We start from the raw sequence: 26429 nt of genomic DNA, 5'->3' as shown, positions 1-26429 counted from the left end.
CCCTTCAGCCAGGGTATATCAGAACTCCTCCACCTTTACCGCTGCCTTAGCAAGACAGTCGGTAAGACCTTAGTAGAACGGTCTCCACAGATACACCAGGAAGTGGGCCACAGCGGCCAGCACCATGAACACGGTGAACGTGGTCTTGAACTGTTCGTGGAATTCTTTTGCCTGTTCTTCGCTCAGGCCAGAGATGCTGTCATACATGGTTTAAACCCTCCAATTACGTCAGATTATTCAGCAACAGCTTCCGCAGACACTTCATACGTCAGCGGGTTGTAGTTGTCGTTGCTGTAAACAAAGGCGTGCACTACCAGAGCCACCACCAGTACGGTCATCAGAATCGGCATCAGCCACGTGCCCGGATTGACCACCAGCCACAGCTTCCAATCGTCGGACGGGTTGCTCGGTCTGCTCGCTCTGTATTCGCTCATTGGTAAAGCCCTCTAGGTTTAAAGACCGGATTTCTATAGGGAACCGGTTACTTTTCAAGCACTGCCACAGTGTTGGTGGTGCCGAATCCTGCTGCCTGCACAACCCAGAACTGTAGCCTGGATGTAAGTCTACGTTGACGCAGAAAGATGTCAAGCAGACGATACAGCTTCCTGCAGCGAAGGCGAAAAAGCTTGCGCGAGGTCAAGTCCGGCCGGGCCCACACAGGGGTGGGCAGCCCAGGCAGCCAAAAGGGTGATGAGCAGCTCATGTCAGGCTGCCTGCTTGTCCCGCAAGCGCGCGCCCAGGGATTGCCCGTAGGCCATGCAGGCTTCCAGCGCCGCGTCATCCGGGGAGAAGCGCACGAATACCCCCTCATCCACCATCTTCAATTTCAGCTGCGCCAGTGTGCTCGGGATGATCTTGGCCGACTCACCGCTCCAGCCATAAGAACCAAAAGCTCCGCACAGCTTGCCCTTGTCCCGCACCGGGTTGATCGCCGCAAACAGTTTGTAAACCGGCAGCAGGATGTTCTGATTGACCGTTGGGCACCCCACCACCACGGCCTGACAACGTGCCATGTGCTCCTCCAGTTCCCCCTGGGGCATGGTTTCGATATCCGCCACGTGGGCCTGAAACGGCCCCGCTTGAGACAACCCCCGGGCAATGGCATGGGCCATGGCCTCCGTGTTGTGATGCGCCGAGACATAAGGGATGAATACGTAGTCCTGATGAGGATATTCCATGGCCTGGCGCGCATACTGTTCCGTGGTATCCACCCAGTGGCGCCAGTTGGACATCAACAAGGGGCCATGACCGGGTAACACCCCCTGCACTTCCAGGGCCCGAACCTGCTCGATGCCCTTGAGCATGAAACGGGAAAAGGGCTTGAGGATCACATCAAAGTAGTACTTGAAGGCATCACTGAAATCCCCCACTCGGTCATCCAGCATGGCCGGATGCGCATAGTGGCATCCGAAGGAATCGCAGGTGAACAGCAACCCGTCTTCCTCGAGATAGGTGTACATGGTGTCTGGCCAGTGCAGATGGGGTGCCGATACGAAGCGCAGCGTCTTGTTGCCCAGGTCCAGGGTGTCCCCGCCCTTCACCACCTGGTGAGGGAAATCGCGACCCAGGAACTCCCGCAGGTAACCAATGCCCTGCCGACTGGCCACCACGGTGGCGTTGGGCGCCAGTTGCAGCAGGCGCTCCAGGCAGCCGCTGTGATCCGGCTCGGTGTGATTGAAGACGATGTAATCGATCTGCGATGGGTCGGTCACCTGCCGGACCCGTTGCAGGAAATCATCGAAGAACCCGTCCTTGACCGCATCCACCAGGACCTTTTTCTCTGCATCCACCAGATAGGCGTTGTAAGTGGTCCCATAATCGGTGGTCATCACCACGTCGAAGCTGACGATGTCGTGATCCAGCACCCCCACCCAGTGAACCCCGGGGCGCAACTCAATGGCGTCAGCCGCAGACCGCTGATCACATGCTGAAGTCATTCCATCTTCCTTTGTCGGCTCATAGGTTGTTGGTGCCGGCACACCGCCAGCCACCGCTGCACCGCATCATACCAGCCATGCAGCCAGGTTCGAAAAAGGGGACGGACACCTTTTCTATCGCGCGGCTCGCACCAACAGCCACAGGGCGACCGCAAGACACAAGGCACCCAATGCAGTGATCACCTGCTCCAGCCACTGCATGGCCAGCGTATCTGCCCCGGCCATGGCGATGGGCTGCAACGCGAACACCACCAGCACGTTCACCAGCAGAAGACCGATCACACCCCATTGCCGGGCACGCCAACCGAGCCGGATCAGTAGCGCCATCAGGCCCAGATTACCCAAACTGGTGAGCAGCATGAATGGCAGGAACCATCCTCTGGTGATCTCCAGACCCCAGGTACGGACAGCAGCGACCGTGCAGGCCAGCATAATCCCGGCCAGCCCCCATCCCAGGAGCACGATTTTCCGAGGACCGACCTCCACCCGGCGAAACACCCCCCAGGTAATGACCGCCAGCAGGAAAAACCCTGGCCCGATCAACAGGAAAAGCGCATTGGAGAGCCAAACCACATCCTGTCCTGTGAGAGTCGCCAGCAGCTTCCAGATCGCCTTGGACAGACCACCGGCCACCACCAGGGCAGCCCCAAGGATGGCCCATGCCATCAGGTCGTGACGAAGACGACCGAGCAGACGCGCGAGAAAACCCAGCGCCACCGCCGTAAGCAACACCGGGAGGAAATTGAATAACGCCAGGGGCAAGGTGAACTGATCCATGCCGGGTATTTCGCCATATTTCTGGCGGAGCCTCCAGCGCCAAGTGTCGTTGGTGCCACTCTCGGGCCCTATGGACACCGGTTCCGGGGGTATGGGTGTGTCCGGTAGATTCCTGCAGATAGATGCCCGTGGGGAGGTGACGCATTACATCAGGCTGGCGGAGGACATCTCGGACAAGCGCGCCCTGAACGAGGGTCTGGAGTATCTGGCCTTCCATGACCCGCTCACCGGTTTGCCCAATCGCAGCGTCATGCTGGACAGGATCGGTCAGGCCATTGCCCAGGGCGATCAACTGCTGATCCACATGGCGCAACGCCTGCGTGCCCTACTGCGCGAGGAAGACACCGTGGCCCGCTTCGGCGGCGATGAGTTCATCCTGCTGTTACCCCATCTCGCGCGTCAAGATCGATCGGTCCTTCGTCTCCGACATGGAGGAAGACCCGCCCATCACCCCGAGGATGCCGCCATCATCCGGGCCATCATCGGACTGGGCGAGACCCTGGGCCGGTATCCTCAACCAGGAAGCGTAGCCAGCACTCATCAGCTTTTAACATCAGCGTGATGCGTCCTGTATGGGTAAACTTGATCGCATTATCCACCAGGATCACCAGCGTCTGTTTGACCGCCTCCGGGTCACCCCACAGACGCGGCGGCACGTCAGGATCCACCTCGCCCATTAATGTCAGGCCCTTCTACTGAGCTTCGCTGGTCATGCTCAGCCTCACTTGGTTGAGCAGGTCTGCGGGATCACTGCGCCGCACCAAGGCCACGCTGATCTACCGGCGAACCAAGAACCTGCGGGCGGTGCAACTCCTGCTTGGTCATCGCAAGCTGGAAAGTACCGTCCGCTACCTCGGCATCGAGGTCGATGACGCACTGGAGATGGCCGAACGCACCGAATGCTGATATGCCTGGGCCGGTCAGCGCCCCTCCCACCAGGGACGCTGACCGGCCCGGAGCAAGCACTGCCACATTGATTGGCAACGGCAGGAACACCTCATAGAGAGGTCCCTCACGGGGCGTTGGATGCCGAGGGGGGTGGATTGATTGTTTCCCGGTTGTTACAGCGTCTCCCAAATCAGGCTTGCCTACGCCGCCTTGCCGTGGCGCTCACGCCATAGATCGTAATCGAGTTGCATTCCTGCCCAGACTTCGGCGCGCCCGCCCCGTTCTACACCCAGCCAGTGCTCGATGCGCAAAGCCATCTTTGGTGAAATACCCGCGTGACCGTGCAGTACACGCGACAGTGCCGCCCGCGTGACGCCCAGTTCGCGAGCCGCGGCCGCCACCGAAAGACCCAGCGCAGGCAACACGTCATCGCGCAGTAATTCTCCGGGGTGCGGCGGATTGTGCATCGTCATCATGACCCTCCTCAGTGGTAGTCCTGATAATCGACCAGGATTGCATCACCGTTATCGAACCTGAAGGTCAGCCGCCAGTTGCCGCTGACCGAAACGGACCAATGCTCTGACAGGTTGCCCCTGAGTGGGTGCAAAGACCAGCCCGGCAGATTCATCAGTTTGCGCGAGAAACCCCGTCCTTCAGGTCGGGGAGGGATAGCGCATCGTGCGTAGCACGATCACGCGGCCCTGCTCGCGTCCTCCTGTAGTGGTTTGGGTTGGAAGGTATAGCCATAGCCATCGGCTCGTTGCAGCAGACGGCAGTGGCGGTGTGAAATGCCCTGGACGACGCCTTGGGCGGTCTGGATGTTGAAGCTGCCGGTGGCGCGGATGGCCACGCGGCCCTGATACGTGCCTGCTTTCTTGCCGGTCGGCACCTGGGCCTGGACCAGATCTCCGGTCTGAAAGCCCTTCACTTGTTTTTTCCGCATCAGGTAGCCACGGGGGAAGCCAAAGCGGTTGAGCCGCGTGCGCTGATAACTCCCCCGGCCCGTGGCCCGCGTCGTCAGCGTCGGCACGTTCCAGCCCGTGACCGCTGCGACCTGACCGACGCAAGCCGCATCCAGTGCATGGGTCTTGGGTAGGCCCAACCGCTGGCGGTTGTATTTGGTGCGACCGCCGCTGCCAGTGATCACGGGCAGGCCCATGGCCTTGAGCCCTTGAAACAGCGCCCAGCGCGTGGCATTGACCGCTGCCGCGTCCTTGAGCGGCGCACGGGCCTGGTCTTTGATCCGTTGCAGACGTTTGGGATCGGCAGCCAGAAAGGCTTCCACGGGCTGATTCCCCTTGGCCTGATTGCAGTCGTGGCAGGCCAGGGTCAGGTTGCTGACCCGATCCGATCCGCCCCGGCTCCGGGGATGGATGTGATCCACCTCCAGAGGCAAGTCCCTGGCCCCGCAGTAGGCGCAGCGCCGTTGCCACTTCTCCAGCAGGTATTCGCGCACCTCGTAACCGTGCAATGTCCCCTGCTGGTACTCCACGCCGCTGATCTCGGGGGCTTCCATCGCCTGTGTATCGAATCGAACCAACTCCTGGTCGATGGCTGTGACCGGGGCCAGTCGGCGCAGCCGCGCCACCCAGGCCAGTGTGGTATCCACCCGGTGTTGAAGGCTCGGTGCCAACCAGCCCCGAGGCCGGGTGCGGTTGTCGAACCGGGGTGCCCGGTGACGCAACTGCCCCCGGCGACGCCGCCGAAAGGCGCGGCGCTGGGTCAATGCGTCCTTGATCTGGTGGCCACGGTGCTCCACCTCCATCAGCATCAATACCTGCTGCTGCTCCGGGTCGGAATCATCCTCGCGGATCACCGTCACCCCGGTGGTCTTGCTGCCGGGATCGATCTTGATTCGTACCGGCTGCAAGGTGGATGCCTCCGCCGTGCGATCCTTCAGCCGGATCGTGAACGGACGCATCTTGTGGACCACGGCCCGACCCCGTTCCAGCAGTAGCCGTGCGCGTTTCTCCGAACACGGCATCAGGGGCTTTTTACGCCTGTCCAGTACCAAAACCGCCATTTCAACGCTCTCCAAAAACAGAACCCTTACGGGTCTGGTGACAGGGCCTTGCGGCCCGCTCCCCTCGGGAATGTCTGCAACCGGCTCCCGCTTGCGCGGCGACCAAAACCTTCGGCGTTTTACCTTTCGCCAGCATGATCCCGGCCTTCCAGAGCGGCAGACTGAGGCAGCATCCGCCGGTGGGTCTTGACGACCTGTTGCAAACGTAGCGGGCTTTCACCGCTCTCCCTGGTCAACCCAGCCTGCTTTCACAAGCTCCCGCCTTCAGGCGGGGGTAGTTGACGCCATAACGGGTGTACAAGCTGCCCGGTTTATGACCGTCCACCACATCGAGCAGATCAGCGGTGGAATCGAAGCCGAACGTGGTCGTGTTGTAGATGGGGGTGTGGGGGCTCCCTTGTGGATCCCGGCCGGACACTCCGTGAATGGCGCGGGTGGCCAGGCCTTGGCGACGTGAGGTGGACATAACAACTCCATGGTTTTCGGAAATGAGCTTGAATTTCAAAGGGGCTGGAAGCGGTCTTCAGCCCCCCGGTCACGGGTGAAGCGGTCGCTCGAAAAGGCAAAAATTGAAGTGCTGCACAGCACCGGTGGGCGTGGTGTGATGCTCGCTGGCGTGTCGGAGCAGTCGCAGATCCTCGCCCAGCGCCACATGGAGGCTTTCGGGCCCGTAGCGCATCACCGGCAGACCACTGCAGCGCTCCGGGCCCGTGTCTGCGAACGTGGCCATGATCACCCGTCCACCGGGGCGCACACTTTGTTGCAGGCGTTCCACATAGGCCTGGCGATGCGATGGGTCGGTAAGAAAATGAAACACGGCGCGGTCATGCCAGAGATCGAAACGCGCCGGAGGGAGATCGGCCTCGGTGATGTCCTGCGCCAACCAGGACACCCTGCCACCGGCATCCCCAAGACGGGCCCTGGAAGTCTCAAGGGCCTGCTGAGATAGATCCAGCACCGTGAGATCGTCGTGCCCTGCGGCCAGCAATTCATCCACCAGGCGGGAGGTCCCGCCCCCCACATCGATGATGCTGGCGGAGGGTGGCAGGTTCAGTTGCCTTATCCAGTCCATCGACAACCCCCCGCCCTACTGATACCAGCTGAGCGAATCACTGGGCCGGGTGGCGTAGACTTCATCCCAATGGGCTCTGTCAGGCATGGCGGTGACTCCTGGGTTCGTGTTCGGTGGGTGAGGTTGCGTCCCGGGATTCCAGCGGCAGACCTGCTGCCTGCCATTCCGAGACGCCGTCGTTGAGCTTGTGGGCCCGATACCCCAGGCGCCGCAGCAGGGCCACGGCCTTGTCGGAAAGAATACAGAACGGCCCCCCGGCAGAGGGAACGCTGTCCACCAAGCATAAGGAACTGATGGCCCTGGCCACGCTTGATTTGACGAAATATTCGCCGTAAGCCCTCGCCGAGGCTCCCGGGCCAGTCTGCCACTCAATAGGATGCAACTGGTCATCGTCTTTCTCGTGCCCATCACATCAACGATGGGCCGCTTCGAAGCGCCAGCGCTTCAGACTGCTGCCGCCCCCTTCACTGCGCGGGCGGTTTGCGCAGCCGATCAGCTCGTCATCGCCGCGCCAGGCAAAAGCGTAGACCTGGCCGTCCAGCAGATCCGGCTGCTCAGGCTCCTCAAGAACGAAGCTGCGGGTCGGCTGTCCGAAGCGCCAGCTCGTTTCCTCGTGCAGCGTGTAAGCCAGCCGGGTTCTGGAATCCGACCAAGCGTAACTTCCGATCGAAACAAGATCCGACAGCCTGCTGCGGGCCTCGTGGCGAACCAGCAGACGACCATCCGCAAGTCGCAGCTCAGCCGTGCAGCAGCCGTCACGAATCACCTGCAGCCCGCCACGAACTTCGGTGGGAATGACGACCTCGCGGTGCCACTGCCATTCCACCTCGGGTGGGCGGCGGCAGGACTCGGGCGGCGCGGAGACCGGAACCAGCCTCGAGTCGGGCCCGACATCGGCCCGATACCAGGGGCGGTCCGCATCACCTGACTGGCCACTGCTGCGCACGAATAGGCCGTCTCCAGCGTCATCCCAGCACAGGCTGGATGGGGAGAAGGATGGGCCATCAACGCGATCCACCGGCCCTGCAGGCAAAACCAGCCGCCGGCCATCCACCTCCAGCAGTGCCGGCGATGTGATGGGAGAGCGCCTGCCGGTATCGGCATCGCCATCGAAATATCGAGTCCAGAACACCATCCACTCCCGGTCGGCGGAAAAACTGACCACCGGGAGGGGACTGCAATACACTGAACCGAGGTCCACCAACCACTCGCCGGTCCTCTCCGGCGGATCGACCGATGCCGAGCAGGCCGTGACAAGCAGGGCCACTGCAACCAGCAGACATTGGCCAAGAGCAAAACCGGTGAATTCAACCCGACACACTGTTCAACCCCCGCCCAGAAACCTCTGGCTTCATGGCCTCATCATGTTGATCCTGGTGCTGCTGGTCAATCTCGCCCAGACCATGCTGGGAATTTGCGCGTGAGAGTGACCGCGACTGCAATCAACATCCAGTTGACCGGAAACGCTCTTGAGGGCTCAGTGGTGTGTGGTTGGATCATCCACAAATAGTTATGTTATAACTACTCTATCATTTCCGACCTTCGCACTCGGATAGAGGCACCCGCATGCTGACGACCCGCGAACTGCTCCAGATGCCCTCCAGTGAGTACATGGGCGAGACACAAATCGCCTATTTCCGCGCGGAGTTACTCAAAATGCGCGCTGAAATCATCAATGACATCCGCACCACCACAGATCATTTGCGCGAGACCCAGCGGGCGGCAGACGAATTGGACCGCGCCGCACGGGAGGAGGAACAGGGTCTGGAGATCCGTTTGCGAGAGCGCGAGGCCACCTTATTGCGCAAGATCGATCAGGCCCTGAAACGCATCCAGGATGGAACCTATGGCTACTGCGATGTCACCGGAGAACCTATAGGCCTCAGGCGCCTTTTGGCCAGACCCACCGCCACCCTGAGCATCGAGGCCAAGCAACAGGCCGAAACCAGGGAAAGAAATTACCGAGGCCCTTGAGGCCCGCGTTCGGTTCATTCATCCACGACTCCATGGAGTGCAGCCCATGAAACAGCTTCCCGTGACCGTTCTGTCTGGATTCCTTGGTGCAGGAAAAACCACACTACTTAATCATGTACTGCGCAACCGATATGGGATGCGGGTAGCCGTGATTGTCAACGACATGAGTGAGGTCAACATCGATGCGACCCTGGTCAGATCAAGCGACACGGACCTCTCTCGGACTGAAGCGCGGATGGTGGAAATGACCAATGGCTGCATCTGCTGCACATTGCGCGAGGATCTGCTTTTGGAGGTCCGCCGGCTCGCCGTAGAAGGGCGCTTCGACTACCTGCTGATCGAATCCACGGGTATTTCAGAACCCATGCCCGTGGCGGCCACCTTCGATTTCCGTGATGCACAGGGCCGTAGCCTGTCCGATGTGGCGCGTCTCGACACCATGGTCACGGTAGTGGATGCCGCTGCCCTGCTGCATGACTACGCGTCGGTCGACTTATTGCGCGACAGGGGGGAGTCCCTGGGTGAAGAAGATGATCGCTCGGTCGTGGATCTGCTAGCGGACCAGATTGAGTTTGCTGATGTCATTATCATCAACAAGACTGACCGGGTGAACGAGGCAGAACTCCAGCAGGTGAAAGGCGTCGTCAGAGCCTTGAACCGGGATGCGCGGCTCATCGAGGCCAGCTACGGCAAGGTGCCGCTCGATAGTATCCTGGGCACCGGGTCCTTTGACTTCCAAAAGGCCAGCCAAGCGCCAGGATGGATCAAGGAAATGATGGGGATCCACACGCCGGAGACGGAGTCCTACGGCATTACCAGCTTTGTCTACAAGGCGCGGCGTCCCTTCCACCCCGCCCGATTTCATGCCTTGCTAAGCAGCGACTGGCCCGGGGTTCTCCGCGGCAAAGGGTATTTCTGGCTCGCCTCGCGATACGACTGGGCTGGCAGTCTCTCCCAAGCGGGCGGCGCGCTCACCCATGAGGCTGCGGGGCTTTGGTGGGCCGCCGTGGCGGAAGAAGACCGGCCCGTGAACGAAACCTGGTGGAAAAACGGCGTGGTTCCACTTTGGGATGAGCATTTCGGTGATCGCCGGCAGGAGCTGGTTTTCATTGGCATGAACATGAAAGAGCACGAACTGCGTGCGCAACTGGATAGCTGCCTGCTCACCGACACTGAGATGGCCGGCGGGACAGCAATGTGGGAACACCTGGAAGATCCCTTCCCCGCGTGGCGGCTGGCCCATCAGGAAACCGAAGTCCAAACCGGAGAAGCCCCATGAGTGTGCCAGAAACAGCAGGTACGGCGGTGGCTCCCATCGCTGGGATTCTGACCACGCAACACCCTCAAGACCTGTCCCTGATTCACCGGCTCGATTGCAGCATGGTGCTATGGCAACGGCAGCTGGTTGAACACGATGAGGAGCTGATCAGCCTGGCTGTTCGAGAATCACCCAGGCTCAAAAGGGTTGTGGCGCTGGACGACTTAAACGATCTACTGGAAAGCCAATTGGGTGCTTTGAAGTGGCTTGCAGCGGACATCAAGGTGCTGGCGGGTTATTTCCAGCGAGTGTCCGGACATACACTCCTGGATATCAGCCTGGACACGATCAGCCATCAGGAGTGTCCCTATTTTCATGTAGACAATCTGGATTTACGTCTGGTATGCACCTATCTTGGGACAGGCACCGAATACCTGGACGACACCCAAGTGGATAGAGGCTGGTTAGGACAGGGTGCGAACGAGAAGGTCTGTGGTGGCAGTACACCTCACCAGGCTGCGCCCATGGACGTCCTCCTCATGAAGGGGCGTACCTACCCGGCGCCATCAGAACGATCCCAGGTGCATCGGTCACCAGCGCCATCTCCTGAACAGCCCGCACGTCTGCGGCTGCGCATTGATGGCGCATCATGACCAAGACGCCCTTCGGATAGAGTTCGAGTGCTTCGGACCCAGGTAGATGAGAGGTTTTTATCCCTCCCGAACCGATCGTAAAATGGCCAACGATACACTTCTGGAGCATCCCATGAACCCCTTCCCCTCACGCAACGTATACGGCGAGGAGCTTGCAGCTTGCGGCGCCGATCCCATGACGGGCTTTTATCGCGACGGGTGCTGCAACACTGGCCATGAAGACCGTGGCATCCATACCGTATGCGCAAAGATGACCCGGGAATTTCTCGAGTACTCGCGCGCCCAGGGCAACGACCTCATGACGTCCAATCCCATGATGGGCTTCCAGGGCCTTAAACCTGGCGACCATTGGTGTTTATGCGCCGGCCGTTGGCTCGAAGCCCACAAGGCTGGCCAAGCCCCCGGCGTCTATCTCCGCGCCACTCACGAGGAAACTCTCGCCATCATTCCGCTGGAAGTTCTCGAAAGCTACGCCCTGGATCACCCCACCAAGTCCTGAGCGAGCGTCACACACAGCCCGAAACAATCCCGGGTAAAACCTTCAAGGTCTCGGGCGTCAGCTTTACAGCAGACTGCAGCCTGTCACACCACCTCCCACTGAATGACCGCTCAGGGTCGACTGCGGGCACAAAGAACATATTCCAGGTGTACAAGCGCTTCACGGCATCGATGATTTGTCTATCAGAAGCTCACCCCACTACCCGGTCCTTGCCCGCGGTCTTGGCCTCATACAAGGCCTTGTCCGCCCTCAGAAACAGAGCCTGTGGGGATTCGCCCGGCTGCAGCGTGGCCAATCCGATGCTGACGGTCTGCCGACCACTCACGCCATCCACGGGGTGGAGCAGACTGGCCACGGCCCGACGCAAACGCTCGGCAATCTCCCGGGCGGTGAGCGCGTCGGCACCCGGCATCAGGAGGACAAATTCCTCTCCTCCATAGCGGCACACCACATCTCCCCGGCGCACCGAGTCGGCCATGACCTGCCCCATGCGGATCAGAACCTGGTCACCCACGGCATGGCCATGGGTGTCGTTAAGTTGTTTGAAGTTGTCTGCATCGACCACCGCCACGGAAAGAGGAGATCCAAGATGGCAGGCACGAGCCACCATTTCCGGCAGGGTGCGGTCCAGATGACGGCGGTTGTAAAGGCCGGTGAGTTCATCCAGCAACGTGACCCGTTCGAGCTGATCTCCCCTGCGTGCCAGAGCCTTGCGCTCGGACTGCAGTTCACGGATGCGATCCGCCAGGGCCAGCGACAGCAGCATGGTTTCCAGGGCCGAGCCGGCCTGGACCGCATAATAGGTGAGCATATTATTGGGCAGCATCCCCAAGGCGCCCAGGATGAAGAGCAGGGCGCCGATCACCATGACCGCCCAGGCCATAAGCAGATACAACGCCGGGCGGAAGCCATGAAAGTAGTACGCGCGCAGGCTGGCGCCCACCACCAACACGATCACCCCCAGCGTCACCAGAGAGAAGAACAGGACACTGCCGGCCGTGCCTGCCCATACATGCAGCACGATGCCGATCAATGGCAGGGGCAAGGCCAGGCGCAGCCACCGGTCCCAACCCGGATCGCGGCGGCGCATCAGCAGAAAACGCCGTGTGAACTGCAGCGCAAACGTGGACAACAGTGCCAGGCAAAGGAACATCAGGAGTTGGGTGGTCTGACTCCCCCACCCCGGGAAAAACTCCAGGTGAAGACCTCGCTGGAAGAAAAAATAACCCGCGGTGGAAACAATGAAGGCGATGTACCAGGCATAGCTGGTGTCACGCAGGCTGAAGAGCAGGAACAGGTTGTAGATCGCCAGGGCCAGGATGATGCCGTGATATCCCCCCTGCGCCAGCCAGAATCGGGTGGTCTGCGCCTGATGCCCCTCAAGGGTCTGTATCTCGGCATGGAACCGCAGATTCTGGCCCGTCTCCACCCGCAGCAGGTACCGAGTGCCCGGGCCGTCGGCGGCAAGATGGAAGACGTGGCGCCAGGCCTCGCGCAACTGCTGATCCCAGGCCACCGCCCGGTGTCGGGGCACTTCACGCCAGCCTCCGTCCTCGTCCTGTGCGAACAGGGTCACAGAATCGAACAGAGGATTGTCCAGATAGAGCAGTCGGGCCCGGGCATCCAGGTCTTGCAAACCAAAGGCCACCCAGAGCACGCCGGGTGACATACCCAGGTTGAAGGAGCGCGAATCCACCTCCACAAAGTCGGGCCACCCTTGTGCCAGCAGAGCCTCGGGTGCGGTCCGCCGAGCCTGATCCATGTAAACCGCACTGTGAGGTGCCAGGGATACCCGCTCCCGGTCGACCACATTGATCGGCTCCGGCCATCCATGACTCCCTGCCCACGATGGGCCGGGCCAGAACCAGACAACCATCAGCAGGACACTCAGGATGGCGAGCTCCCTTCGCCAGGCGAACCTGCGCTGCCCTTTCTCAAACGCCATGGCCGTATCCTGGGATGGCATGATACGGGCTAACGAGAAGCATCAGGTACACGCCACATCAAAATCCATATTCTGGGAAATGGGCCGCGATTCTATCCCAATAACCGATCCCCTTCATCCTGGGCCATGTATGCATGGATGGCTCCCATGACCTCGTCGATATCAAAGGGAATCCCGATGTAGCGATCAAATCCCGCCTCCAGGCCCCTGCAAACATCATTGGCCGAGGCTCGGGCCGTCAAACCCACCACCGGGATATGACGCGTTGCCACCATTGATCTAAGTCGGCCGAGCACCTCAAAGCCGTGCATATCCGGGAGTTCAAGGTCAAGGAAGATCAGACGGGGTTTGTAGGCGGTGGCCAGATCCAGGCCCAACGAGCCCGTCGGCGAGCCCATGTAGTCTACAGCGTCCAAGGGCGACGGCACGCGCTGCAACAACCTGAGATTGGTCATGCTATCGTCAATGTGCAGAACCAAACCCCGGGCCTTTTCGGCATTGACAGTCACCGATCGCGTTGCCCGCACGGAGGACTGAGCGCCATCTCCCAGGGGCATGGTGATAGAAAACCGACTGCCCGACCCCTGGACGCTTTCCACGGATAGGCTACCGCCCATGGCTTCCACCAGCCTCTTGCTGATGACCAGGCCGATACCGGTGCCTTCTACATGCTCCCGCCCCAGTCGCTCAAAGGGCCGAAACACATCAGCTATTCGGTCCTGCGGAATACCGATCCCGGTATCCTTGACATCAATCCGTATGCTTTCCTGCTCGCCGTCACCCTGCCGCCGGACACTGAGCTTCACCTCACCATTGGGGCGATTGTATTTGATGCCATTGGACAACAGGTTGACCATGACCTGACGCAGCCGGGTGGGGTCACAATCCACCGCAATATCATCCTCCACATCCAGTTCCAGCCTGACGCAGCGGTTCTCTGCCAGGGCGGTCACCAGGCTGATGGCTTCCTCTGCGAGCATCCCGCAGTCCTCGGTCGAGGTGGAAAGCTCAAGACGCCCCGATTCCACCTTCGACAGATCCAGGATCTCGTCGATCAGCCCCAGCAGATGCTGGCCTGCCCTCTGGATCTCCTCCAGGTTGGCGGCCTGCTCGGGCGTCAGGTCAGGATCGTGCTGGAGCAGTTGACCAAAACCCAGCACGGCATTCAGCGGCGTACGCAACTCATGACTCATCCCGAGCACGAAATCCGACTTGAACTGGTTCGCTCGATCTGCCGCCATCTTGGAGTCGATGAGGGTCTGTTCGAGCCGCTTGCGCTCCGAGATGTCCTGCGTCGTGCCGAAAAGCTGCACGGGTTCGCCGTCCTCATCGAAGCGAATCCGGGCCCAGTTTGTCACCCAGATGAACTTACCATCATCCCGGCGTATTCGGCACTCAATCGGTCTGATCTCGGGCCGCTTATCCTGCAGGGCGCTCGCATGGTTTGCCTTCACCCGATCCAGGTCATCAGGATGAAGACGGCCCCAGTGCTCCTCGACCGGGAGCTTGAAGTCAGACGTATCGCAACCAAGCAATTCACAGGTTGTATCGCACCACCACACATCATTGGTTCGCAGATCCATTTCCCAATGACCCAGATGCGCCAGCTTGCTGGCCTCGCGCAGCCGTGCACGGCTCAAGGACAGCTCGGAGTCCAGCACCTTGAACTCGGTGATATCAAAGACCTGCCCGTGCCAGAGGATCGACCCGTCGGGCAAGGATTCCGGTTGGGCGTACTCTTCCACCCAAAGCAAGCCTTGTTCCGGATGGTGGACTCGGTACTGGTAGCGGAGGGCGGTCTGGGTGGCGGCGGAGTGACCGAAATACCGTCGTACTTGGGAAGCATCGTCGGGGTGCATCCGCTCCATCACCGTCATGGGATCATCCAGTACCTGATCAGGGGTGAGCCCGAAGATTGCCTCGATGGCCTGGTTGACATACTCGTATCGACAGGTTCCATCCGGGTTCATCCGGTACTGAAAGACCATCGACGGCAGGCGCGACACGCTGCGCGCCAATGCATGCGGTTCACCCGTCATTACACCTTCCCCTCAGCTTACTGGAGCCATACGGCCCTCCTGCGGTCGAGCAAGGAGCCACGTACAGCCCAATTTCCATTTAGCCACTTCGGCGGCAGTTTAGCCCGACGTAGCCGGCATGTCTTGGTCAAGCGTGTCAGACACCGTTGAACTGCGTGTGACATCCCCGGACGTCGGCACCGAATATGGATGGTCAGCCTCCCAGTGAAGTCACATCCCTGAAGTACCCTCAGCACCTCGCTTGGGGTTTGGAAACCCAATAGCTACTCACGGGCGACTCAAAAAAACCGCACCCATTTGGATGAACGGTTTTTCATTGCCCCCTGCCCTACCCCTTCGGAAAGATGGTGGCGTCCACGGTTTGCCAGCCATGGACTGCCTCTACGGCGGGTCTGTTGCCATCTGGCGCGGGCCCGCCTCTTTTCCGGAGACGGACATGCGACAACGCTTCCTGACCACCCTGGTGGTCACCACGACCCTCGGCGCCACAATGGCGGCAGCCAGCGGCGATGTGCGTGTCGGTCGCTATCAGACCCTGGCACCAATCCCCACGGCGGAGCAGGTGCGGCCTCTTTCGGTGATCGTTGATGTGCGCTTCCCACGGCGCAGCGTGCAGACCGTGGGCGATGCGGTGCGTCACCTGTTGCCCCCCAGTGGGTTTGCCCTGGCCGACGCGGCCTACGCTGATCCCTATCGGCCGGTGCTGTTGAACCAGCCATTGCCCGAGGTGCATCGCCACCTGGGCCCCCTGCCCCTGGAGCAGGCCCTGGCCACGCTGGCCGGTGAGGCCTGGCAGGTGAGCCTGGATCCGGTTCACCGCCTGGTGTCGTTCGAGCTGCGACCGGAATACCAGACCCGGTATGTGGAGCGCTACGGCGATATCCCGCCGATGGCGCTCCGGGAACCGCCAGATCGGGCCGAGACACGGGATGCGCCCCGCTGGGTGGAGCCGCCAGCGCCGGCACCGGTAGGTGACTACGGCCCCGTCCGGCCTCAGCAGACCCTCCTGGATATCGCCTCCGAATTGTGGCCGGGCCATCGCGCCCGTCAGGGTCTGGTGGCCCTCTGGCAGGCCAATCCCGAGGCCTTCCTGCGCCTGGGCGGCGAACCCAACATGAACCTGCTGCGCGAAGGGGTGTGGTTGCGTGTCCCTGACTCGGCCAGCGTCGATGCCATCCCGACGACCGACGCCGAAGCCATCATCCGCGCGCAATTCGACCGATGGCGGCCCGCAGCCGAGTCCGCTCAGATCGATGACTGATGTCCAGGAGGCCCGTCATGGCGAACGATCCACAGTCCCAGGAAACGCATGACCACCCCACGCGCCCCGAATCCGGCGCTGATTTCAGTGAGCATCCGCGCCTGCTGCCGCCGTTGGATGACCTCGAGACATCCGGCAGTGAGCCCCCTCAGCTGAGCCCCCCGCCCAAGGGCGTGATCATCGGCGGCGGTGCCATCGTCGTTCTGCTAGTGGTCAGTGCGGTCATGCTCTTTGGCGGGGGTGGCGAGTCCGATCCGGTCGCCTATGAGGTGGATGGTGCCGGTGCCCTGGCCGGCGATGTGGAGGCCGGTGGCGAGACCTCCGTCACGGACCCACACGCCGAGTCTTTCGAGGCGGACGATCTGCCCCCGCTCTCTGTCGGCCTATCCACCGGCATCGTGGGTTCCGGCAATGAACTGTTCACCCAGGGCGTGTCCGCCATCGGCCTGGTCTCGTTCTACACCCTGTTCATGGAGCCGACCCTCGCCCTCATCCTGCAGGCCCTGCCCTTCATCCAGGCCCTGACCCTGATGGGCATCTACGCCATGCTGCCCCTGGTGTTGCTGTTCGGCATGTACCAGCCCTCCATCCTGCTGGTCGGCGCCATCGCCATCTTCACGGTCAAGTTCTGGGCCGTGCTATGGCACATCACCCTGTGGGTGGACAACAACCTGCTGCAGTCCCTGTACACCGGCACCTCGCTGCTGGATCGGGTGGGCCCGGACCTGAAGTCCATCCTGCTCACCACCATCATCGCCGGCCTGTACCTGGGGCTGCCGGTGATCTGGAGTGCGATGATGGGGTGGGTGGGGTTCAAGGCGGTGGGGGCGATCAATAACGCCACCAGTGAATTGAACAATCCCAGCAAGCAAGCCGGTCAACAGGGAGGTAGTTTAGCCAACAGGGTAGCGACCAGGGGCAAAGGCAGATAGATCAACCCTCAATCCTTATCATTTGAGTCGGAAAAAGGTGGATCTATACGCATCCTTGATGGGTCTTCAGGTTCCAAACCTGCATAGTAGACACCTGAATCGGAACGCCCCCATGCGTCGAGAATCGCCTTCGCCACCACTCCCATCATATGGAACACCGCCCCGAGAATGGCAATCGAGACACCCATCGTCGCCACGCTGACCTTGCGCACACCACCCCAGTACCGCCTCTGAATCCCTTGCGGCGGATGGCCCAGACACTCCAGAGCAGGAAGCCCGCCACGATCAGCAACAGCGAGCCGGACACCAGGTCCACCACGTGGACTTGCGAACCCCAGATTTCCACCCTCATCACACGACCTCCTGCGGAACCCCGCCAGGCCCCGATGCTAACGGCCGTCCATGAACCGGGGCTGAATCACGCCACCAGCCCGCTTTGATTTCGCCCGCTCGAGCGAGTATAGCCCGTCAATACGGGTCGAAAAGCCACTCTGTGCCCCCCCCCTGCGACACCAGCTCCAGATCCTGGAACCGTCGTGTCACCGCCCCATCCCCGGCCTCCCTGCCCAGGACCTGATCAAAAAGTGTCCAATCTGTTCCGTGGCCCTCATCCTGCAAGCCCAGCAGACGTTCTTCCAGGAATTATCCACAACCTTATCCACGGATTCTGTGGACACCCCAACAGAAAACGGCAAAGGGCCCAAAGGGGCATCAAGGACAGGAATGGAAGGGGCCATGAAGGGGAAGGGCCCTATCCCAAAGGGCCGGCTTGCCTCACACGACAAAGGGGACCATAAGATCATCGATGATGGACGGATGCCCCATAGGCAAATCGAAGCTGAAGTAACTTCTTTGCGGACTACCAGATAGGCAGGCTCCGAGTTGCGCTGAAGATGGACTCAAATTAGAAAACTCCATCACTGTACAATGCAATCAAAAGAAAGGAAGACCAAGCCAAAATAAGCAGTAATGGCAGACAAAACCACGGCAGAAACCAACGTGAACTACCAGTAACGAAAGCACCTATGACATCGGGACCATTATATGTATCGAGCTTATTCGCGTTCCATGAGATTAAAATGTTTTCCGTAGCGCGATGAGCTAACCAAAGCGAATAGAGACTTGACGCAGAGGAGAATACACCCAATACTGACAAGATCAATATATACGGACCTGCCCCCTCGGAGCACCAGAAGAAACCTAGCGCTGCAAACAATAGACCTTGCAGGGCTGCAAGCCATGTCAGACGATGGTTACTGACATTAGCCTCATGCTTTATCATCTCGCGAATGACTTGAGCTTCATCAACTCCCCAAGACATCACTTTTCTCCTTTAGGTTATAACCATGCCAACCAATAGGTATTTAGCTCTAGAGTTCCATAAAGGTACAGAAATACCGTGAAGTGATTCTCAGTTTTAGTAGAGCACCCATTATGCCTCTTCGGCTGAAGATCCGAGGCATTCATGTGCAAGAAGACACCAGAAAACCTATCAATGACTAATAGTCTAGACCTACTCACCGCACAAGAACTCTATGAACTGGCGAAGCACAAGGCCCGGGAAGAATATGAACAACAAGAGGCTTCCCGCCGCGAGCAACTCCAGACCCTGAAGGCCGAACGGCGGGAACTGATCGAGAGCCACCGCAATGCCCTACGGCGTCTGCAGGAAGTCCAGCGTGCTGAACTGGCCCATCTGGACGGCAAACTCCTTGAACTTGGCGCACGACTGCCCAAGTACAGCCCACTCCAGGGCCGATCACCGCAGCGCAATCAAGCTGAGCAGTGGTTGCAGATCATCGCCCAGGCTCCGGAGGTGACCCTGGCGGACATCCGCGAACGTGCCACTCAGGCAGGCCTGCCGACGCAAAACCTACCGCAACGCCTCGCCCAGCTCAAACGCCAGGGTCACCTGGAACAGGTGCGCCGCGGCGTCTACCGGGTGGCGCAGCATGATCAGGCGGGCGCCCATCCCGAAAACCAGGTGGTCGGCTGGTCATAAACGCCCTGAATCAAAAGGCTCGATTCCCCGGAAAATCCCGGTCTTGGTCATGTTCCGTCGCAGTTCGAACCGCTCCAGTGCCAAGGCCGGTTCCACCTGATCCAATGCACCAAAGTGGATCTGCTCCCACTGCTCCCGCGTCACGTACACGCTGTACACGTAGGTATCCTCCTCATGCCCCGTGGCGGCATCCACCCGCTGGGTGTAGGCAGATACCAGGATCGAGGCCATGGTATCCAGGCAGGTGAACACTCGGCACCTCCCTGGAATCTTCCCCTTTCAGTGAGCAACAGACTCGTACTTCGAGTTGTTTTCGCGCATGCAGCCCGTGTTCTGTCGGAGGGATTCTTCCCCGTCCATCCAGGTACCATGACCATCATCCCTCGGCACCGGCCGATTTACTCCCCCTCAAACTCCGAGCTGCTGAACTTCAGCACGTTGCAGTTTTCCTTGATGGTCCGCTGCAGCGCCTCATCGAAGCCATCGGGGCTCGTGGCTTCGATCTCGACCGAGATCTTCACCTCGACCCCGGTGCGAAGCGTGAACTGCTGGACGATCTCGTCGACCACGTTGGCGAAATCCAGCTTGGCCTTGACCGGGTCGAGAGTGATTGTGCCGTAAAACTGCTTTTTGACAACGCTCTGAGAGGCGGGGCTCGGAGCAACAGTGACGCCGCCGGATCCTGAGTCCATGGGAGACGCAGTGCCCTCACCCGTGCCCGCTGGGGCGCTCGCGCCATCTGATCCACCTGGCTGATCAGCATTACGATCAGCCAGCTTGTTGGCGCGTTGTGCAGCCTCGGCTGCCAGCTTGTCCCGGTATGCCTTGGCGGCCTCGCGCTCGATGATGAGCGATTCGGTATCCAGCCCGCCGATGCTGCCCTCGTCAAAAGTGAATCCGAGGTACCGGTCCCCTTCTTTGCCAGACGCATAGCCAAAGAAATCTTCCGAGGCGACACCCTGGTTCATGGCGTTCCTGAACACGCTGTCGTTCACCAGGCGCGGCAGGTAGAGATAGTGGCAGCTGTCCTGCCACACCTTGACGGCGCTGACCTCGGTCACACCATCTTTGAAGTACCACTGGTTAAGGATGTTGCGCAGGAAGATCGGCGACCACTCGTAGATCAGCCACTCCTCTTCGCGCAGCTTGTTCTCGATGGTCTCGATCAGGTTCGGGGTGGTGGTCGAGACCTGGACGACCTCCCATCTCAGTGTCGGCTTGCCCTTCATGAACTCCTCCACTGGAGCCATCAGCCACTTGTAGGTCTCTCGAATCAGCTGGGACAGCGAGGATTCGGCCGAGTCGCGACTCTGTTTGGCCTGGCGCAGGTGGGTCAGGTCCTGGTTGAGGGCGCCGCTGTCGATATCTTCCACGATCGACCTCCAGGCCAGGAAGGTACGTGCCTGGTCCTTCAGGCGGCTCACCACGTCGAAATCGGCCGCCAGGAAGATCAGTCGGTTCTGTTTCTGACGCGGCTGTTCACCACGGTTGCGAAGGATCTCCTCGGCGGCCCGATAGGCCTGGTTGCTCTCGGTACGACTGTAGGCGGCACCGGTCGGCAACACCACCAGGCGGGGCCCGCTGCCATACTCGTCAGGTACGTCGCTGGAGGCGGTGAAGACGTGGATGCCGGCAAAGTGGTGTTGACGCCCCATCAGGCGGGCGGTGCGCTCCTTGAGTAACGGAATCAAGGCATCTCGCTCGCTGATATTCTGCTTGCGACTCTCCATCTCCCGACGCAGGTTGGGCTTGGTATCAAACCAGAAACGATCCTGCTCGGAGTAGAGATAATGCAGACGGTCGCGCAGGCGCTTGAGCACGTCTTCGAAGACGCCGATCGCTTGCCCAGGCTGCACGGCGCCCAGCAGGATGCGCTCCTGCTTGATGCCACGGGCCGCCTGGGTGCTGCTGGAGGCCGCACTGCCCAGGAAGATCGTGCGTGCCGCCCGGCGAGCCGCGTGGACTCCGCCAAAGAGGGCGACCTCGCTATCCAGCGCCTGAGCGGCAGAGCGCGGGCCGTCCACCTCCCGCTCGATCACCGGCTGCCAGCCCTGGGGCAGATAGTGGATGCTCTTGTCACGCACACTGCTGTCTTCCAGAGGCAGTGAGCCGGGCATGATCAAGGCGTCCCGGTTACCCGACACCCACAGGTTGTGGATCACGATCGCCATGTACTGCAGCACGCCGCGGGTACGCTGGAATTTATCCAGTGTCGACCAGTCCTCGTAGAGACGGTCGAACACCTCGGGGTGAATCGGGTAGGAACGGCACAGGCGCTCGAAGTACTCATTGGACTGAGTCTCGGTGGGAAACTTCTCGGCATACTGCCGATAGAAGTCCGAGAACTGCCGGCTGATGCCTTCCACCTCGGCACGCTCCCCAGCGTTCTCAAAAAGCCGGCGGCGAACGATCTCGAACGCTTCTTCCGTAGCGACCGGCTTCCACACCGACTCCACGCGGCCAAAGTACTTCTCCAGCGCGGTGAGGGTATGCTGGCCCATGGTGCCACCGACTTCGAGCTCCGATTCCGGCAGGGAGGCGAGCAGAATGGCATTGGGCACCGCCTTCATGGCCTCGGTGAGCGCCTGGATAAAGCTGACGTTGCTGTCGTAGGTGCCGGCAGAATATGACTTGCCGAGCTCAAACTGCCGGATATAGGCCAGCAGCTCATCCACCAGCACCACGCAGGGTGAGGCGCGTTGCAGTAACTCGACCAGCACCTGCTTGCCGGGAGAGGTGCCCCGATCGTGGGACTCTTTCACCATGGCCAGACCTTCGTCGCCCAGCAGCTGCCAGGCCAGCTCCCCCCAGAGAGTGGTGACCTTCTGCCCTGCCTTCTTCACCGACTGCTGGCTGGGCGCCATGTTGATGCCATCAATGACCGCCACCCGGGCGCTGGGCAGCTCGTGAATGCCCGCCTCATCCAGGATCGGCGGGATGCCGTGGAGCTTGTCGGTGGAGGTCTTGCGGGAGGCCAGGTGGTAGACCGCCAGCATGGTGTGCGTCTTGCCGCCACCAAAGGCCGTCTGCAGCTGGATGACCGGGTCGCCACCCTTTCCAGCAAGGCGCTGCGCCACCGAGATCAGCAGCAGGCGCATGCCTTCGGTGATGTAGGTGCGTGAGAAAAACTTCTCGGCGTCCTGATACTCCTCGGGTGCCGTGCCGGTTGCCACTTGGGTGATATCCGCAGCAAATTCCGACTGCTTGAATGTGCCTCCCAGCACATCCTTATGTGGCGTGACGACATCTCGCCAGGCTTTCAGTGATATTATGACGACTCCAGGTCTGCTTCCGCGATGAATTCGAGTTCACTCTCTGATTGACCAGTGAGTGGATCAGTAAACCGTTGACGCCGAACACGCACGGAAGGGTAGCGCGTCTTCAGCGTCTTCCATTCGATGAATTTTTCCCAGCTACTGAGGAACTGCAGCTCTGGCTCCCGCTCCTTGAGCGCCTCCTCCAGGCCCAGCCGGGTGATGAAGTAACGCCCTGTGCGATTGCCTTTCATCTGGCCACCGGCCGGCAGGTTGGCGCGTTATCGGCTATCAGGCGATAGACGTAATGAACTACTCCCGCCAAGCCTTTCAGGCTATGGCGTGAGTTTCGCGCTTCTCGGGGCGTGCCGGATCATCCGGGGATGATTCGGTCTTGCCGCCCTCCACGCATCGGCCACGTTCCCGACCGGATAACTGCTGCTTGGCCCAGTTCATCAAGACCCGAGCGGCGTTTTCGTCCCGCGAGCAGGACGCGCCACAAGGGCACTCATGACGCCGCTGGCCGAGCGGCTTCTTCTCCTGGCGCCCGCAGGCGTGACAGGTTTGCGAGGGCTTGAGCTGCCGCGTCGGGGCCTCCATCGCCCAGGTCCCAGCCTCTTCCGCTTTGTACCCGAGCAGTTGATGGAAGGCCCCGCCTGCGGCATCGAGGATGCTGCGGTTCAAGCCCTTTTTGTACTGACCGCCCGAAGCGGTCATGTTGCGGATGTTCAGTGCCTCCAGGCCCAGGACGGCGAATTGCCCAACAAGCCGCGCCGTCGTCTGGTGCTGAAAATCGTGGCGCTGGTTCGCCACCTTGCGGTGAAGACGGCGCAGGCGCTCGTATTCCCTCTGGAGCCGGTTGGAGACAGGAAAGCGCCGCTGTCTGCCGGACGCCTTCCTGGCCGCCTCCTCCTTGCGGGAGATGTGGCGCTGGACCCGGCGAATTTCGTTCAGACTGTTGGCCAGGTGGCGCGGGTTACCGATGGTTTCGGTCCCCGCGGGCGTGGCCATGGTGGCGAAGGTTTCCAGCCCCCAGTCCAGACCGCCAAGTTCGTCTCCGCGCTGACGCGACGGTTCGCAGTTCAGCGTCACCGACGCGTACCAACGGCCGTTGCGACACAATACCTCGCAGGTCTTCGGCGTGCCGGTGGTTCGAGGTTTGCCCCGGATCGCGATCTTGCCGACACCACTGAGCCGCAATGTCCCGTGTTTCATCCGTTCATTCGTGATCAGGCGCCAACCGTCACCGTGGGTTTTGTAACCCCAACCCTTGAAGCGATGCAGGGGCTTGAAGCGCGGAAAGCCCGGCGTCTCGCCGTTCTTTACCCGACGGAAAAAGTGCTTGAATGCCAGATCCAGGCGCTTGAGCGTGACCTGTGTGGACTGGGCGTTAAGGCCGCGAAGCAGTTTCGACAGACGTCGCCACTGGGTCAATCGCTTGCACTGACTCGAAAACCCCAGTGACTCCTGCCGTTCGCTCCAGGCCCGCCGCCGCTCAGCCAGTGCTTCGTTCCACAGCAGACAGTGAACCCAGCGTTGGTGTTCCAGGGCGGCAAGCTGGGCGGCTGTTGGGTAAAGCCGGTATGTGACCTTGCGCTGGACCATACTGAAAGTATACTTGGTTGTTATGGACTCGCAACCGCTAAAACGGCTCTACCATTGCACATATCGGCTCCAGTACCATTTGGTTATCGTCACCAAGTACCGGCGCAAGTGCATCACGAGCCCGATGCTTTCCCGCCTGGAAGAAATCGTCCGCGCTACCACCAAAAGGTGGGAAGGCGAGGTTCTGGAGTTCAACGGCGAACCGGATCATGTGCATCTGCTCCTGGAGTTGACGCCGCGCACCGCGCCATCTGCGTTCGTGAATAATCTCAAGACTGTCACCTCCCGACTGATCCGCAAGGAGTACGGGGAGCACATACGGCGCTACTACTGGCACAAGCCGGTGTTCTGGTCTCGCAGCTACTGCATCATCAGCGTCGGCGGGGCGCCGCTCTCGGTCCTGAAGCAATACATCGAACAGCAGGAAGCGCCGGAGTGATGGCGCTGCGCGCCATGCGCCGCTTCACCACCCCCTAAGCCGCTGCGCGGCTATAGGCGGAGCACTGCGGCGCTATTTGGTAGGGGCCACGCACATCGGCCAGGGCTTTCTGCAGCTGCGCTTTCTTCTGCCGGATGGTATCTACAGTGACCGACTGCTTTAGCTGAACCAGCACCTCAAGGTCGACACGGTTACCATCACCACGCCACTCGTTGTCGACGTCATCTGGCTGGGGCGTCACGAAGGGCATCGACTCCGCCCGTGAGACCGCTTGAACCCCACCTGCCGCATGGTGAACGACGATATCTCCCGGCCTGACCTCGCCCACAGCTTTCCAGTGGTTAAATGAACGCCCGCCTTTCCCCTCGATCGGCGCCCAAAGATAGGTCAGACCCTGCTGGGGATTGAAAGTTTTCCCCTGCATCACATACCAGACCCGGGGTTCGTGGTGCTCAGGCTCTTCCTGATCATCCACGTGGGCCCGCAACGCCTGGTAGCAAGTCTGTAGCTGCAGCGCGATTTCTTCATCCCGCGCAAATACCTCGAGCAGCAGATTGACCCGCTCCAGGTTGAGGTGGACCCCAAGATTCGGACCAGGGGTTAAGCTCTGATCATTCCGACAGGAGAATCTGATCATGAGCAGGAAACGCAAGCAATACTGAGGTGGACCCCAAGATTCGGACCAGGGGTTAAGCTCTGATCATTCCGACAGGAGAATCTGATCATGAGCAGGAAACGCAAGCAATACAGCGCCGACTTCAAGGCCAAGGTGGCCCTTGAAGCCCTCAAAGGGGAACAGACCACCTCGGAGCTGGCAGCCCGCTTCGAGATCCATCCGACCATGGTGAGTCAGTGGCGGCGTGAGTTGCTGGACAAGGCGACGGGGATCTTCGAGGGCAAGGGTGGGGGCAAGGCGGCCCAGAAGACTCAGGAGGAGATCGACACCCTGTACCGTGAGATCGGCAAGCTGACGGTGGAACGCGATTTTTTATCACGCAGGCTCGGTCGTTGAGCCGGGCCCAGCGACAGGCCCTGGTGGAGCCGCAGGCGGTTGATGTCAGCGTCCGGCGACAGTGTCAGTTGCTCGACATCAGCCGTTCTTCGGTGTACTACCGGCCCAAGCCGACCCAGGATAGCGACCTGGAGCTGATGCGCCTGATTGACGAGGAATACCTGCGAAGGCCGTTCTATGGTTCGCGGCGGATGAGGGCCTACCTCAACCGCTTGAGCCACCCGGTAAACCGCAAGCGAGTCCAGCGGCTGATGCGCCAGATGGGCCTGCACGCCGTGTATCCGAGGCCGCGCACCAGTCGACCGGGCGAGGGCCACCAGATCTATCCCTACCTGCTGCGGGATCTGGTGATCGATCGTCCCAACCAGGTCTGGGCGACCGATGTGACGTTCATCCCGATGGCCCGGGGGTTCATGTACCTGGTGGCCATCATGGACTGGCACAGTCGTCGTGTGCTCTCCTGGCGTGTGTCGAACACCCTGGACACCGACTTCTGCATTGATGCCCTTGAGGAGGCTCTGGCACGCCATGGGCGACCCGAGATATTCAACACGGACCAAGGCTGCCAGTTCACCAGCAAGGCGTTCACCCAGGTGCTGAAAGACCACAAAATCCAGATCAGCATGGACGGTAAGGGCTGTTACCAGGACAACATCTTTGTGGAGCGGCTCTGGCGCAGCGTGAAGTACGAGTGCGTCTACCTGAAGGCCTTTGATAATGGCGTCCACTTACGCCAGGATCTGAAGCAGTACTTCACCTGGTACAACGCCGAGCGGCCCCATCAGGGGCTGGACGACGCAACACCGGATGAGGTTTACTTCAACCAACCTCTGACTCGGGCGGCCTGACGCCTGAGAGC

The 26429-nt window shown here is 60.5% G+C and carries 31 protein-coding genes and 1 pseudogene; 11 read left to right on the top strand and 21 right to left on the bottom strand.

Annotated features, from left to right (window positions below; translation table 11 throughout):
• Positions 1–69: 69 nt before the first annotated feature.
• The 4 genes from pufB to ECTOBSL9_RS12685 form a co-directional block, all read right to left on the bottom strand.
• Positions 70–207, bottom strand: coding sequence for a light-harvesting antenna LH1, beta subunit (gene pufB / locus ECTOBSL9_RS12700; RefSeq protein WP_063465361.1), 138 nt, complete (start codon positions 205–207; stop codon positions 70–72).
• A 26-nt stretch (positions 208–233) separates the two neighbouring features.
• Positions 234–434, bottom strand: coding sequence for a light-harvesting antenna LH1, alpha subunit (pufA, locus tag ECTOBSL9_RS12695; protein WP_063465360.1), 201 nt, complete (start codon positions 432–434; stop codon positions 234–236).
• A gap of 270 nt (positions 435–704) precedes the next feature.
• Positions 705–1937 carry an FprA family A-type flavoprotein gene (locus ECTOBSL9_RS12690; RefSeq protein WP_063465359.1) on the bottom strand — a complete coding sequence of 411 codons (1233 nt, stop codon included), beginning with the start codon at positions 1935–1937 and terminating at the stop codon, positions 705–707.
• 114 nt (positions 1938–2051) lie between these two features.
• Entirely contained in the window at positions 2052–2714 is a 663-nt protein-coding gene (locus ECTOBSL9_RS12685; RefSeq protein ID WP_063465358.1) for a hypothetical protein, read from the bottom strand.
• Positions 2715–2811: 97 nt separating this feature from the next.
• Between ECTOBSL9_RS12685 and ECTOBSL9_RS12680 the strand changes: the two genes are divergently transcribed.
• Positions 2812–3276, top strand: coding sequence for a diguanylate cyclase domain-containing protein (locus tag ECTOBSL9_RS12680; protein WP_168161564.1), 465 nt, complete (start codon positions 2812–2814; stop codon positions 3274–3276).
• On the opposite strand, the gene ECTOBSL9_RS17865 is transcribed toward ECTOBSL9_RS12680, so the two are convergent.
• A complete protein-coding gene (locus ECTOBSL9_RS17865) occupies positions 3194–3391 on the bottom strand; it encodes an ATP-binding protein (RefSeq protein ID WP_082829923.1) in 198 nt (65 codons plus the stop codon). The genes ECTOBSL9_RS12680 and ECTOBSL9_RS17865 overlap by 83 nt on opposite strands.
• A 70-nt stretch (positions 3392–3461) precedes the next feature.
• Between ECTOBSL9_RS17865 and ECTOBSL9_RS12675 the strand changes: the two are divergent.
• Positions 3462–3620: pseudogene (locus tag ECTOBSL9_RS12675) on the top strand (integrase); the annotation flags it as partial.
• Positions 3621–3802: 182 nt separating this feature from the next.
• On the opposite strand, the gene ECTOBSL9_RS12670 reads toward ECTOBSL9_RS12675, so the two are convergent.
• The 7 genes from ECTOBSL9_RS12670 to ECTOBSL9_RS12640 form a co-directional block, all read right to left on the bottom strand.
• Entirely contained in the window at positions 3803–4075 is a 273-nt protein-coding gene (locus tag ECTOBSL9_RS12670; protein WP_063466192.1) for a HigA family addiction module antitoxin, read from the bottom strand.
• Between the two features lie 11 nt (positions 4076–4086).
• Positions 4087–4230: a type II toxin-antitoxin system RelE/ParE family toxin gene (locus ECTOBSL9_RS12665; RefSeq protein ID WP_082829922.1), complete on the bottom strand. Its 144-nt coding sequence runs from the start codon at positions 4228–4230 to the stop codon at positions 4087–4089.
• Between the two features lie 63 nt (positions 4231–4293).
• Positions 4294–5625 carry an RNA-guided endonuclease IscB gene (iscB, locus tag ECTOBSL9_RS12660; protein ID WP_063465355.1) on the bottom strand — a complete coding sequence of 444 codons (1332 nt, stop codon included), beginning with the start codon at positions 5623–5625 and terminating at the stop codon, positions 4294–4296.
• 232 nt (positions 5626–5857) lie between these two features.
• Entirely contained in the window at positions 5858–6091 is a 234-nt protein-coding gene (locus ECTOBSL9_RS12655) for a hypothetical protein (RefSeq protein WP_063465354.1), read from the bottom strand.
• Positions 6092–6160: 69 nt separating this feature from the next.
• Positions 6161–6697, bottom strand: coding sequence for a class I SAM-dependent methyltransferase (locus ECTOBSL9_RS12650; RefSeq protein WP_240480981.1), 537 nt, complete (start codon positions 6695–6697; stop codon positions 6161–6163).
• A gap of 79 nt (positions 6698–6776) precedes the next feature.
• Positions 6777–6974, bottom strand: coding sequence for a hypothetical protein (locus tag ECTOBSL9_RS12645; protein ID WP_205631966.1), 198 nt, complete (start codon positions 6972–6974; stop codon positions 6777–6779).
• A gap of 135 nt (positions 6975–7109) precedes the next feature.
• Entirely contained in the window at positions 7110–7829 is a 720-nt protein-coding gene (locus tag ECTOBSL9_RS12640; RefSeq protein ID WP_156500126.1) for a hypothetical protein, read from the bottom strand.
• A gap of 437 nt (positions 7830–8266) precedes the next feature.
• Here ECTOBSL9_RS12640 and dksA point away from each other — a divergent pair, with 437 nt between their 5' ends.
• The 4 genes from dksA (at position 8267) to ECTOBSL9_RS12620 (ending at position 11081) form a co-directional block, all read left to right on the top strand.
• Positions 8267–8671 carry an RNA polymerase-binding protein DksA gene (gene dksA / locus ECTOBSL9_RS12635; protein ID WP_063466191.1) on the top strand — a complete coding sequence of 135 codons (405 nt, stop codon included), beginning with the start codon at positions 8267–8269 and terminating at the stop codon, positions 8669–8671.
• A gap of 46 nt (positions 8672–8717) precedes the next feature.
• Positions 8718–9950, top strand: coding sequence for a zinc metallochaperone GTPase ZigA (zigA, locus tag ECTOBSL9_RS12630; RefSeq protein WP_063465351.1), 1233 nt, complete (start codon positions 8718–8720; stop codon positions 9948–9950).
• Positions 9947–10582, top strand: a complete 636-nt coding sequence (locus ECTOBSL9_RS12625; protein WP_063465350.1) for a DUF1826 domain-containing protein — start codon at positions 9947–9949, stop codon at positions 10580–10582. Before zigA ends, ECTOBSL9_RS12625 begins: the two co-directional genes overlap by 4 nt.
• A 112-nt stretch (positions 10583–10694) precedes the next feature.
• Positions 10695–11081 (top strand): DUF2237 family protein, encoded by a 387-nt coding sequence (locus ECTOBSL9_RS12620; protein WP_063466190.1) that lies wholly within the window; start codon positions 10695–10697, stop codon positions 11079–11081.
• Positions 11082–11271: 190 nt separating this feature from the next.
• Here ECTOBSL9_RS12620 and ECTOBSL9_RS12615 read toward each other — a convergent pair whose 3' ends face one another.
• Both ECTOBSL9_RS12615 and ECTOBSL9_RS12610 read right to left on the bottom strand, forming a co-directional pair.
• The gene (locus tag ECTOBSL9_RS12615; protein WP_063465349.1) at positions 11272–13026 is read right to left on the bottom strand and encodes a diguanylate cyclase; all 1755 of its coding nucleotides are present in this window, start codon (positions 13024–13026) and stop codon (positions 11272–11274) included.
• A gap of 92 nt (positions 13027–13118) precedes the next feature.
• Positions 13119–15065, bottom strand: a complete 1947-nt coding sequence (locus tag ECTOBSL9_RS12610; RefSeq protein ID WP_063465348.1) for a PAS domain-containing hybrid sensor histidine kinase/response regulator — start codon at positions 15063–15065, stop codon at positions 13119–13121.
• A gap of 436 nt (positions 15066–15501) precedes the next feature.
• On the opposite strand from ECTOBSL9_RS12610, the gene ECTOBSL9_RS12605 reads away from it, so the two are divergent.
• Together ECTOBSL9_RS12605 and ECTOBSL9_RS12600 are read left to right on the top strand one after the other, a co-directional pair.
• The gene (locus tag ECTOBSL9_RS12605) at positions 15502–16326 is read left to right on the top strand and encodes a FimV/HubP family polar landmark protein (protein WP_063465347.1); all 825 of its coding nucleotides are present in this window, start codon (positions 15502–15504) and stop codon (positions 16324–16326) included.
• 17 nt (positions 16327–16343) lie between these two features.
• The gene (locus ECTOBSL9_RS12600; protein ID WP_063465346.1) at positions 16344–17258 is read left to right on the top strand and encodes a conjugal transfer protein TraG N-terminal domain-containing protein; all 915 of its coding nucleotides are present in this window, start codon (positions 16344–16346) and stop codon (positions 17256–17258) included.
• Positions 17259–17266: 8 nt separating this feature from the next.
• Here ECTOBSL9_RS12600 and ECTOBSL9_RS17025 read toward each other — a convergent pair whose 3' ends face one another.
• The gene (locus tag ECTOBSL9_RS17025) at positions 17267–17470 is read right to left on the bottom strand and encodes a hypothetical protein (protein ID WP_156500125.1); all 204 of its coding nucleotides are present in this window, start codon (positions 17468–17470) and stop codon (positions 17267–17269) included.
• A 692-nt stretch (positions 17471–18162) separates the two neighbouring features.
• Positions 18163–18579 carry a hypothetical protein gene (locus tag ECTOBSL9_RS17020; protein WP_156500124.1) on the bottom strand — a complete coding sequence of 139 codons (417 nt, stop codon included), beginning with the start codon at positions 18577–18579 and terminating at the stop codon, positions 18163–18165.
• Between the two features lie 174 nt (positions 18580–18753).
• On the opposite strand from ECTOBSL9_RS17020, the gene ECTOBSL9_RS12595 reads away from it, so the two are divergent.
• Positions 18754–19260 (top strand): type IV toxin-antitoxin system AbiEi family antitoxin domain-containing protein, encoded by a 507-nt coding sequence (locus ECTOBSL9_RS12595; protein WP_063465345.1) that lies wholly within the window; start codon positions 18754–18756, stop codon positions 19258–19260.
• Here the strand turns inward: ECTOBSL9_RS12595 and ECTOBSL9_RS12590 are convergent.
• The 4 genes from ECTOBSL9_RS12590 to ECTOBSL9_RS12575 form a co-directional block, all read right to left on the bottom strand.
• The gene (locus ECTOBSL9_RS12590) at positions 19255–19491 is read right to left on the bottom strand and encodes a hypothetical protein (protein WP_156500123.1); all 237 of its coding nucleotides are present in this window, start codon (positions 19489–19491) and stop codon (positions 19255–19257) included. The two genes, ECTOBSL9_RS12595 and ECTOBSL9_RS12590, sit on opposite strands and share 6 nt — an antisense overlap.
• A 167-nt stretch (positions 19492–19658) precedes the next feature.
• Complete coding sequence (locus tag ECTOBSL9_RS12585) at positions 19659–22433, bottom strand: ATP-binding protein (protein ID WP_240480980.1); 2775 nt, start codon at positions 22431–22433, stop codon at positions 19659–19661.
• Positions 22434–22528: 95 nt separating this feature from the next.
• Positions 22529–22768, bottom strand: coding sequence for a hypothetical protein (locus ECTOBSL9_RS12580; RefSeq protein ID WP_063465342.1), 240 nt, complete (start codon positions 22766–22768; stop codon positions 22529–22531).
• Positions 22769–22844: 76 nt separating this feature from the next.
• The gene (locus tag ECTOBSL9_RS12575; RefSeq protein WP_082829918.1) at positions 22845–24119 is read right to left on the bottom strand and encodes an RNA-guided endonuclease TnpB family protein; all 1275 of its coding nucleotides are present in this window, start codon (positions 24117–24119) and stop codon (positions 22845–22847) included.
• A 22-nt stretch (positions 24120–24141) separates the two neighbouring features.
• On the opposite strand from ECTOBSL9_RS12575, the gene tnpA reads away from it, so the two are divergent.
• A complete protein-coding gene (gene tnpA / locus ECTOBSL9_RS12570) occupies positions 24142–24558 on the top strand; it encodes an IS200/IS605 family transposase (protein ID WP_063465340.1) in 417 nt (138 codons plus the stop codon).
• Between the two features lie 34 nt (positions 24559–24592).
• Here tnpA and ECTOBSL9_RS12565 read toward each other — a convergent pair whose 3' ends face one another.
• The gene (locus tag ECTOBSL9_RS12565) at positions 24593–25195 is read right to left on the bottom strand and encodes a hypothetical protein (protein WP_063465339.1); all 603 of its coding nucleotides are present in this window, start codon (positions 25193–25195) and stop codon (positions 24593–24595) included.
• 87 nt (positions 25196–25282) lie between these two features.
• On the opposite strand from ECTOBSL9_RS12565, the gene ECTOBSL9_RS12555 reads away from it, so the two are divergent.
• Positions 25283–26418, top strand: a protein-coding gene (locus tag ECTOBSL9_RS12555; protein WP_371258969.1) for an IS3 family transposase whose coding sequence is annotated in 2 segments (ribosomal slippage) — positions 25283–25559 and positions 25559–26418 — 1137 coding nt in all. Because the reading frame shifts where the segments join, the coding sequence is not laid out codon by codon here.
• The last annotated feature ends 11 nt before the right edge of the window (positions 26419–26429 follow it).

This window comes from Ectothiorhodospira sp. BSL-9 (assembly GCF_001632845.1).
Classification (GTDB): Bacteria; Pseudomonadota; Gammaproteobacteria; order Ectothiorhodospirales; family Ectothiorhodospiraceae; genus Ectothiorhodospira.
This window is presented reverse-complemented; position numbering and strand designations above follow the sequence as displayed.